This window comes from Pseudomonas sp. GW821-FHT04D07 (assembly GCF_059420225.1).
In genome coordinates this window covers 112647-122110 of the sequence record NZ_JBWKTH010000020.1, presented here as the reverse complement: position 1 = coordinate 122110, position 9464 = coordinate 112647, and the positions used below count along the sequence as shown (strand labels likewise).

Here is a 9464-nt window from a genome sequence, read left to right as displayed (position 1 = left end):
TGTGGGAGCCCGGCTTGCCGGCGATGGCGATCTCAAGACCGCTATCGCCGGCAAGCCGGGCTCCTACAGGACGGTGGTGTCTAGACGGAGAGGTAACGGCTGATGGTCGCTTCGTCGACCTTGTCGCGGGTCTCCTCGATGACGAAGCGCCCCTTCTCGATCACCAGGAAGCGGTCGGCGATCTCCAGAGTGAACGACAGCACCTGCTCCGAAACCACGATGGTCAGGTCGCGCAAATTGCGGATTTCCTTCAGGGTCCGAGCGATGTCCTTGATGATCGACGGCTGGATGCCCTCGGTGGGCTCATCCAGCAGCAGCACCTTGGGATTGGTCGCCAACGCCCGGGCAATCGCCAGTTGCTGCTGTTGTCCGCCCGAGAGGTTGCCGCCCTTGCGCGAGCGCATGTCGTGGAGCACCGGGAACAATGCATAGAGGTCTTCCGGCACCTGGCCCCGGGCCGAGGCCGGCAAGCCAGTCTGGATATTCTCCAGCACCGTCATGCTGGGAAAGATCATCCGCCCCTGGGGCACATAGGCGATGCCATGCTCGACCCGCTCGTGGGTCTCGAGCTTCGACACCTCGCGCCCATCGACACTGACCTGCCCGCCCCACTGCGGAAGAATGCCCATCAGGCTCTTGAACAGCGTGGTCTTGCCCATGCCGTTGCGCCCCATCACGGCGACGATTTCCTGCTTGGCCACGGCCAGGTCGAGGTCGTGGAGGATCTGGCTCTGGCCGTAGCCACAGGACAGCTTGTTGACGTTGAACATGCCTGCTTCCTCAATGGCCCAGATAGACTTCGATGACTTTCGGGTTGTTCTGCACCGACTCCATGCTGCCCTCGGCCAGCACCTTGCCCTGGTGCAAAACCGTGACCTTGTGGGCAATGCTCTTGACGAACTCCATGTCGTGCTCGATCACCAGCACCGAACGGCCCTGGCTGATGCGCTTGAGCAACTCGGCGGTCTGCACCCGCTCGTTGACGCTCATCCCGGCGACCGGTTCGTCGAGCATCAACAGGTCAGGGTTCTGCATCAGCAGCATGCCGATCTCCAGCCACTGCTTCTGCCCGTGGGAAAGCAGGTCGGCCTGTTGCTCCAGCAGGTCGCCGAGAAAGATCTCCCGGGCCACCTCTTCCACCCGGGCAATCACCGCGGCGCTACGCTTGAAGAACAACGCACTGAACACCTTGCGCCCGGCCGGATAGGACATCTCCAGGTTCTCGAACACCGTGAGGTTTTCGTAGATCGACGGGTTCTGGAATTTGCGCCCAACGCCTGCGCGGACGATGTTGTACTCGTGCATCCGGGTCAGCTCTTTCCCGTCGAACTGGATGCTGCCGCTGGTGGCGCGGGTCTTGCCGCAGATCAGGTCGAGCACCGTGGTCTTGCCGGCGCCATTGGGTCCGATCACCACCCGAACTTCATTGCGGTCGATATACAGGTTGAGGTTGTCCACCGCCTTGAAACCGTCGAAGGACACCGTCAGCCCCTCGATGGCCAATACCGGTTTGTTCATCTGAAAACCGATGGCGGTCATGGCTGTGTCTCCAGAGAAGGACGTTCAGGAGCTGGAGCTTTCGGCTCGACACGCACGGCCTGCGGCAAGGACGCAGCCACCAGTTGTGAGCGAGGAGAACGCCGCAGCAATCGAGCAAGAGCCTGGCGACCATGACTGTCCCAAAGCCCGGCCAGCCCATTAGGGAAGTACATGACCACGGCAATGAACAGCCCGCCCATCAGGTACAACCACAGTTCGGGAAAGGACTCGGAGAAATAGGTCTTGCCGTAGTTCACCAGCAACGCCCCATACACCGCACCGAGCAACGACATACGCCCGCCGACCGCGGTAAAGATCACCATCTCGATGGACGGCACGATGCCGACGAACGTGGGCGACATAAAGCCCACCTGCAAAGCGAACATCGCGCCGCCAATCGCCGAGAACCCGGCGGCGATGCAAAACACGAATATCTTGAAAGTGGCCACGTCATAACCGGAGAAGCGCACCCGCTCCTCCTTGTCGCGCATCGCCATCAGCAGCCGTCCAAGCTTGGAAGCCAGGACAAAACGGCCGATAAAAATGCAGCCGAACAGCAGCGCCGCATTGATGAAATACAGCAGCAGCTTGGCGTTGTCGGTGCGCAGGTCCCAACCGAGCAAAGTCTTCAGATCGGTGATGCCATTGACCCCACCGCTCAGTCCCTGCTGCCCGACAATCAGCACCGTGAGAATCAGCGCGATGGCCTGGGTGACGATAGAGAAATACACATCCCCGACCCGCCGCTTGAACAGCGCCACGCCGATGATAAAAGCCAGCAGCACCGGCACCAGGATCACCGCCAGCAGCGTGAAGCTGAAACTGTGGAACGGCACCCAGAGCCACGGCAGTTCGGTGATCTGGTTCCAGTCCATAAAGTCCGGAATGCCCGGCGTGGTCTGGATCTTGGTGCTGACCGGATCGGAGGCTTCCAGCTTGAGAAACATCGCCATGCAGTAGCCGCCAACACCGAAAAACACTCCCTGCCCGAGACTGAGAATGCCGCCATAACCCCAGCACAACACCAGGCCAACGGCGACGAAGGCGTAGGTCAGGTACTTGCCGACCATGTTCAGGCGGAAAGCATCCAGGGTCAGTGGGAACACCACGAAAATCAGCAGCGCCAACAGCGCCACGCCGAGCAGGTTCGGCTTGCCCGCCAGCATCTTGTCTAGAACGTTCATCGGCTCGCCTCTACTTGCGCACTTTGATGGAGAACAGCCCTTGGGGGCGCAGCATCAGGATCAGGATGACCCCGGACAGGGTCAGCACCTTGGCCATCGAGCCACTGAGAAAAAACTCCGAGATCGATTGGGTCTGGGCAATCACGAACGCCGACGCGATGGTGCCGAACAGGCTTTGCGCACCACCGAAGACCACCACCAGGAAGGTGTCGACGATGTACTGCGAGCCGGCGGTGGGCCCGGTGGAACCGATGGTGGTGAAGGCCGCGCCGGCCACCCCGGCCACCCCGCAACCCAGGGCAAAAGTCATGCGGTCGACCTTGCGGGTATTGATGCCCACGGCCCGGCTCATCAACCGGTTCTGCACCGTGGCCCGCACATGCAGGCCCCAGCGCGAGCGGTAGAGCAGGACAAAAATCCCCGCCGTCAGCAACAAGGTCAGGGCCATCATGAACAGGCCGTTGCGCGGGATCTCGATGGCGTCCGTGAGGTTGAACGAGCCCATCAGCCACTCCGGTGGCGTGGCACTGACTTCACGGGCGCCGAACACCGAACGGAAGGTCTGCTGCATGACCAGGGACAGCCCCCAGGTGGCCAGCAGCGTGTCCAGCGGGCGTTTGTAAAGGCGGCTGATCATCGCCCACTCCACCAGCCAGCCGATGGCGCCGGCGATCAGAAACGACAGGGCGATGGCGAAGAAAAAATAGTAGGGCTGGAACGCCGGGGCGAAATGGCTGGTCAGGCTCGAACAGACATAGGTGGTGTAGGCACCGATGGTGAGGAACTCGCCGTGGGCCATATTGATGACCCCCATTTGCCCGAAGATGATCGCCAGCCCCAATGCCATCAACAGCAGCACGCAGAACACGGACAAACCGTTGAACCCCTGCATGGCCGCGATGGCACCAAATTCCGATAGCCATTCCATGATGATGGTCTCCTGCTGGGAGGGTGGAAGTAAAAAAACCGCATCTCCGGCAAGCCAGGCGCGTGCAGATACCGTCTTGGTCGTTAACCGCAATGACGACCAAGGCGGTCCCTGTAGGAGCCAGCTTGCTGGCGATAGCGATCGAACGTTATTGGTAACCTTTAGGGAACGGATTCGGCTCGATCAGACCGGACTCGTACACCACCTTGAACTGACCATTGGGCTGTACTTCACCGATGCGGGTCTTACTCCACAGGTGATGGTTGTCGTGCACTTTCACATAGCCTTCAGGCGCGGTTTTCAGCTCGATACCCGGCGAGGCCGCGACCACTTTGTCGACATCGAAACTGCCGGCCTTCTCCACCGCCGCTTTCCACAACCACGGGCCGAGATAGGCCGCCTGAGTCACGTCGCCGATCACCGCATCCTTGCCATACTTGGCCTTGAAGGCCTCGACGAAGGCCTTGTTGTTCGGGTTGTCCAGGCTCTGGAAGTACTTCATCGAGGCATAGAAACCGGCCATGTTTTCGCCGCCGATGCCCAGCAGTTCGTCTTCGGTCACCGACAGGGTGAGCAAGGTCTGCTTGGAAGAGTTGACGCCCGCCGCATTCAATTGCTTGTAGAAGGCCACGTTGGAACCACCGACCACGGCGGCGAACACCACATCAGGTTTCTTCAGCTTGACCTTGTTGATCAGCGAGCCGAACTGGGTGTTGCCCAGCGGGTAGTAGTCTTCACCGACCACGGTGCCGTGCAGCACGTTTTCAATGTGCTTGCGCGCGATCTTCATCGAGGTGCGCGGCCAGATGTAATCCGAACCCACCAGATAGAAGGTCTTGGCGCCCTTGGTTTTGGCAATCCAGTCAAGGCTGGCGAGGATTTGCTGGGTGGCTTCCTGGCCGGTGTAGATCACGTTCTTCGACTGCTCCAGCCCTTCATAGAACGTCGGGTAGTAGAGCAGGCCGTTTTCCTTCTCGAAGATCGGCAACACAGCCTTGCGCGAAGCCGAGGTCCAGCAGCCGAACACCGTTGCCACCTTGTCGTTGACCAGCAGCTTCTTGGCCTTCTCGGCGAAGGTCGGCCAGTCGGACGCGCCGTCTTCCTGGATCACCTTGATCTGCCGGCCAAGGATGCCGCCCGAAGCGTTGATCTGTTCGATGGCCAGGCGTTCGGCCTGGATCGAACCGGTTTCGGAAATCGCCATGGTGCCGGTGGCCGAGTGCAACTGGCCGACGGTGACTTCAGTCGGGGTCACGGCCAGGCCGGTGGTGTTGGCCTCGTCCGCCATCACCCCCTGGCTGAATACACTGGCGGCCAGTAACGACAGGGCCGCCGCTCCCAGCGCCAGACGGCGCGGCAACAGACCTTGGGTGCGGATCAATCGTGGTTCCATGCTGCTACTCCTCTGCGGTGGTGCTGCGGGTTCGCCTCGGGGCGGCCAGCAACGGTGATGGCATCAGCATGGCGGCGCGCGGCAGTGGCCGGTATACGCAGCCTGACGTAAAGGCATACGTCATTTGACGTAGGGAAATTCGCACCAAGCTGGCGCAGGCTAGCGCCCCAGGCCCGCGCCACCTGACCGCCTCACGCGCAGGCACGCGCACGGGTAACCGCTGATGCGGCCCGGCAGCCTGGGGCATGAAAATTGCTCAATTTTTCACCACTACAACGCCAGGCACGGAGCGCCTTGACCGCAGGAGTCCTTCACCGTGCTACCACCCGGCACCCAGCGCATCGCCAAGATCCGTCGCGACTACAACAGCTGGGTCGCCGACGAGACCATGGAGGACTACGCCCTGCGCTACACGCCAAAGTCCTTTCGCAAATGGTCGGAGTTGCGCATCGCCAACACCGCCCTCGGCGCGGTGTCGTTCCTCGCCCTGGAGGCGATCGGCGGGGTGCTGGCCCTGAGTTATGGTTTCACCAACACCTTCTGGGCGATTCTCGCGGTGAGCCTGGTGATCTTCTTCACCGGCCTGCCCATCAGCTACTACGCCGCCCGCTACGGCGTCGACATGGACCTGCTGACCCGTGGCGCCGGCTTCGGCTATATCGGCTCGACCATCACCTCGCTGATCTACGCCAGCTTCACCTTCCTGTTCTTCGCCCTGGAAGCGGCGATCATGGCCCTGGCCCTGGAGCTGTACTTCCATATCCCGCTGGCCTTCGCCTATGTGATCTGCTCGTTGCTGGTGATCCCGTTGGTGGCCTACGGGGTGACCCTGATCAGCCGCCTGCAACTCTGGACCCAGCCGCTGTGGCTGGTGCTGCTGGTGCTGCCCTACCTGTTCGTGATGCTGAAAAATCCCCAGGCCTTCAGCGACTGGACCAGCTTCCTGGGCCGCAGTACCAGCGGCGGCGACTTCAATCTGCTGGAGTTTTGCGCGGCCTGCACCGTGGCCCTGTCGCTGGTGACGCAGATAGGTGAACAGGTCGACTACCTGCGTTTTCTGCCGGAGAAAACCTCGGCCAACCGCAAACGCTGGTGGGCCGCCCTGCTCTGCGCCGGTCCCGGCTGGATCATCCCCGGCGCCCTGAAAATGGCCGCCGGCGCGTTCCTGGCCTTTCTCGCCCTGCAACACGAAATCCCCATGGAGCGCGCCGCCGAACCGACGCAGATGTACCTGGTGGCCTTCAGTTATGTCTTCTCCTCGCCGGAGTGGGCCCTGGGCGCCATGGTGCTGTTCGTGTTCGTCTCGCAGATGAAGATCAACCTGACCAATGCCTACGCCGGCTCCCTGGCCTGGTCGAACTTCTTTGCCCGGGTCACCCACAGTCATCCCGGTCGTGTGGTGTGGCTGGTGTTCAATGTGGCGATTGCGCTGATGCTGATGGAGCTGGGGGTGTTCGACGTCATCGACCAGGTGCTCGGCCTCTACGCCAATATCGCCACGGCCTGGATCGGCTGCGTGGTCGCTGACCTGGTGATCAACAAGCCGCTGGGGCTGTCGCCGAAACATATCGAGTTCAAGCGCGCACACCTCTACGACATCAACCCGGTGGGCGTCGGCTCCATGGTGATTGCCTCGTTGCTGTCGATCCTCGCCCACTTCGGCCTGTTCGGTGCCCTGGCCCAGGCCGCGCCGCCCTTCGTCGCCCTCGGCACGGCACTGATCATGGTCCCGCTGCTGGCCTGGGCCACCGGCAGCCGCTATTACATCGCCCGCACCAGCGACCCGTTGCTGCTGCGTCCGGTGGCACCGAGTACACAGGTCACCTGCGGTTTGTGCAGCAACCCGTTCGAAAGTGCGGACATGGCGTTCTGTCCGGCCTACAGCACGCCCATCTGCTCGCTGTGCTGTTCGCTGGATGCGCGTTGCGGCGATCGCTGCAAACCCCAGGGGCGTCTGTCCGCGCAGTTCGAGTCGCTATTGCGCTGGTTACTGCCCAGCACCATGGTGCCGCGCCTGCACACCCGGCTGATGCATTATCTCGGTCTGCTGCTGGTGCTGATCCTGATGCTCAGCGGCGCCCTGGCGCTGATCTACGGCCAGGCCTCCCAGGGACTGCCCCATTCGGCAACCTTGTACCAGGCGTTTTTCAAGGCCTTCCTGACCCTCTCGATGTTGGCGGCGATCCTCGCCTGGTGGATCGTCCTGACCCGGGAAAGCCGCCACGTGGCCCAGGAGGAATCGACCCGCCAGACCCAATTGCTGATGCAGGAAATCGCCGCCCACCGAGTCACCGACCAGGCCCTGCAGGATGCCAAGGAAGCCTCCGAAGCGGCCAACGCGGCCAAGAGTCGCTACATCACCGGGCTGTCCCATGAACTGCGCACGCCGCTCAACAGCATCCTCGGTTTTACCCAGAACCTGCAGCGCGACGCGGCCATGCCGGAACAGCATCAGGATGCCCTGGCGACCATCCTGCGCAGTGGCTCGCACCTGCTGTCACTGATCGACGGCCTGCTCGACGTGGCCAAGATCGAGGCCGGCAAACTGCGCCTGGAACTGACGGAGATTCCGTTCCCGGAACTGATCCACGATCTGGAGCTGATGTTCACTCCGCAGGCCCAGGATAAAGGCTTGCGCTTTCGCCTGGAGCTGGTCGGCAAGATGCCGGCGGTGGTACGCGGCGATGAAAAACGTGTGCGGCAGATTCTGATCAACCTGCTGGGTAATGCGGTCAATTTCACCGACAGCGGCGAGGTTTGCCTGCGGGTCAGTTACATGCGGGAAACGGCAACCTTCGAGATTATCGACACAGGTATCGGCATCGACCCCGAGCATATCGAGCGGATCTTCCAGCCCTTCGAACGTGGCGACCTGATGCGCCAGGACAAGGGCGTCGGCCTGGGCCTGACCATCACCCGCATGCTCACCTCGCTGATGGGCGGCGAATTGCAGGTCAGGAGCCAGCAGGACAAGGGCACCTGCTTCCAGGTGCGGCTGTTTCTCTCCCAGGTGCGCGCGCCCCAGGCCGTGGTCCATGTCGAGCACGACATCATCGGTTACCAGGGGCCCCGGCGCCGGGTGCTGGTGGTGGACGATCATGTCGACCATCGCAAGGTGCTCAACGGCATGCTCACGCCGCTGGGTTTCGAGGTGGTGCAGGCCAGCAACGGTCAGGAAGCGATTCGTCAGGTGGCGTTGCTGGGGCCGGACCTGATTCTGATGGACCTGTCGATGCCAACCATGGATGGCTGGGAAACCAGCCGCCTGATCCGCCGCAATGCGCTGTCCACGGTGCCGATCATCGTGATCTCGGCCAATGCCTTCAGCGACGAACGCAACCTGGCGAGTGCCTGCAATGACTACCTGGCCAAGCCGGTGCGCACGCCGGAGTTGCTGGAGCGGATTCAGAAGCAACTTGATCTGCATTGGGTGCGGCGTGAAAAGCCGGCGCCGGCGGCACTCCCCGAACCTTGGGTCTTACCCTCACACCCTGACCTTGTCGCCCTCGGCGAACTCAGCGCCATCGGCTATGTCCGTGGCCTGCAGGAAAAGCTCGACAGCATCCAGGCCGAGGCACCCGACACGGCGGCTTTTATCGGGTCGATCCGCAAGCTGCTGAAGAACTTTCGCCTGGACGAAATCAACCGCACCCTCAAGGAGGCAGAAGATGAATGCACTGACCACAGTCGCTGAACCCGGTGTCGTGCTGATTGTGGATGACACGCCGGATAACCTCGCGCTGCTCTCCGATGCGCTTAACGATGCCGGTTATATGGTGCTGGTGGCGCTGGATGGGTTGAGTGCGTTGAACCGGATCGAGCGGCGGCGCCCGGACCTGATCTTGCTCGATGCAATGATGCCGGGACTGGATGGGTTTGAGACCTGTCGGCGGATCAAGGCGCAGCCGGAGAGTGCTGATATTCCAGTGCTGTTCATGACTGCGCTGACGGAGAGTCGGCATGTGGTGCAGGGGTTTGAGGTGGGTGGCAGTGATTATGTGACCAAGCCGATTCAGATCGATGAGGTGCTGGCTCGGGTTGCGGCGCATTTGCGTACCTCACGCACGCTGTTGTCGGCGCGGGCGGCATCACAGCCAGTGGCGGCCTTGAGCCTGAATGATGAGCCGGCCAGCCAGGTGTTGTCGGCACGCTTTCAACTGACGGGGCGTGAAGTGGAAGTGCTGCGCTGGGTAGCCTGTGGGAAAACCAATCGCGATATCGGCACCATCCTCGATTTGAGCCCGCGTACGGTGAACAAGCATCTGGAGCATGTGTATATCAAGCTGGGGGTGGAGACGCGCACGGCGGCGACGTCGGTGGTGCTGTCGGCGATGACGGAGCATCGGCGGATGTAGCGGCCTTTAAGCCGTAGTTTGTAGCCCAGAGGCCTCAAAAAAGCACAAAACCTTGGAAACTGTAG

At 61.6% G+C, this 9464-nt stretch carries 7 protein-coding genes; 2 read left to right on the top strand and 5 right to left on the bottom strand.

The window, feature by feature from the left end:
- Positions 1-80: 80 nt before the first annotated feature.
- From urtE to urtA, 5 genes are all read right to left on the bottom strand, one after another.
- Positions 81-770 carry an urea ABC transporter ATP-binding subunit UrtE gene (gene urtE, locus AC07T0_RS21890; protein WP_495003144.1) on the bottom strand — a complete coding sequence of 230 codons (690 nt, stop codon included), beginning with the start codon at positions 768-770 and terminating at the stop codon, positions 81-83.
- Positions 771-780: 10 nt separating this feature from the next.
- Positions 781-1539, bottom strand: a complete 759-nt coding sequence (gene urtD / locus AC07T0_RS21885; protein WP_152742110.1) for an urea ABC transporter ATP-binding protein UrtD — start codon at positions 1537-1539, stop codon at positions 781-783.
- Positions 1536-2723, bottom strand: a complete 1188-nt coding sequence (urtC, locus tag AC07T0_RS21880; protein WP_495003143.1) for an urea ABC transporter permease subunit UrtC — start codon at positions 2721-2723, stop codon at positions 1536-1538. The genes urtD and urtC overlap by 4 nt, the downstream gene beginning before the upstream one ends.
- A 10-nt stretch (positions 2724-2733) precedes the next feature.
- Positions 2734-3651 (bottom strand): urea ABC transporter permease subunit UrtB, encoded by a 918-nt coding sequence (gene urtB, locus AC07T0_RS21875; protein WP_164886255.1) that lies wholly within the window; start codon positions 3649-3651, stop codon positions 2734-2736.
- 148 nt (positions 3652-3799) lie between these two features.
- Positions 3800-5044 carry an urea ABC transporter substrate-binding protein gene (gene urtA, locus AC07T0_RS21870; protein ID WP_152742112.1) on the bottom strand — a complete coding sequence of 415 codons (1245 nt, stop codon included), beginning with the start codon at positions 5042-5044 and terminating at the stop codon, positions 3800-3802.
- Between the two features lie 316 nt (positions 5045-5360).
- Here urtA and AC07T0_RS21865 point away from each other — a divergent pair, with 316 nt between their 5' ends.
- Both AC07T0_RS21865 and AC07T0_RS21860 read left to right on the top strand, forming a co-directional pair.
- Positions 5361-8738, top strand: a complete 3378-nt coding sequence (locus tag AC07T0_RS21865; RefSeq protein WP_495003142.1) for an ATP-binding protein — start codon at positions 5361-5363, stop codon at positions 8736-8738.
- The gene (locus AC07T0_RS21860) at positions 8713-9399 is read left to right on the top strand and encodes a response regulator transcription factor (RefSeq protein WP_152742113.1); all 687 of its coding nucleotides are present in this window, start codon (positions 8713-8715) and stop codon (positions 9397-9399) included. Before AC07T0_RS21865 ends, AC07T0_RS21860 begins: the two co-directional genes overlap by 26 nt.
- Positions 9400-9464 lie beyond the last annotated feature (65 nt).

Coding starts and splice junctions, on each gene's coding strand:
- urtE (WP_495003144.1), bottom strand. CDS start 770: ATGTTCAACGTCAACAAGCTGTCCTGTGGCTACGGCCAGAGCCAGATC.
- urtD (WP_152742110.1), bottom strand. CDS start 1,539: ATGACCGCCATCGGTTTTCAGATGAACAAACCGGTATTGGCCATCGAG.
- urtC (WP_495003143.1), bottom strand. CDS start 2,723: ATGAACGTTCTAGACAAGATGCTGGCGGGCAAGCCGAACCTGCTCGGC.
- urtB (WP_164886255.1), bottom strand. CDS start 3,651: ATGGAATGGCTATCGGAATTTGGTGCCATCGCGGCCATGCAGGGGTTC.
- urtA (WP_152742112.1), bottom strand. CDS start 5,044: ATGGAACCACGATTGATCCGCACCCAAGGTCTGTTGCCGCGCCGTCTG.
- AC07T0_RS21860 (WP_152742113.1), top strand. CDS start 8,713: ATGAATGCACTGACCACAGTCGCTGAACCCGGTGTCGTGCTGATTGTG.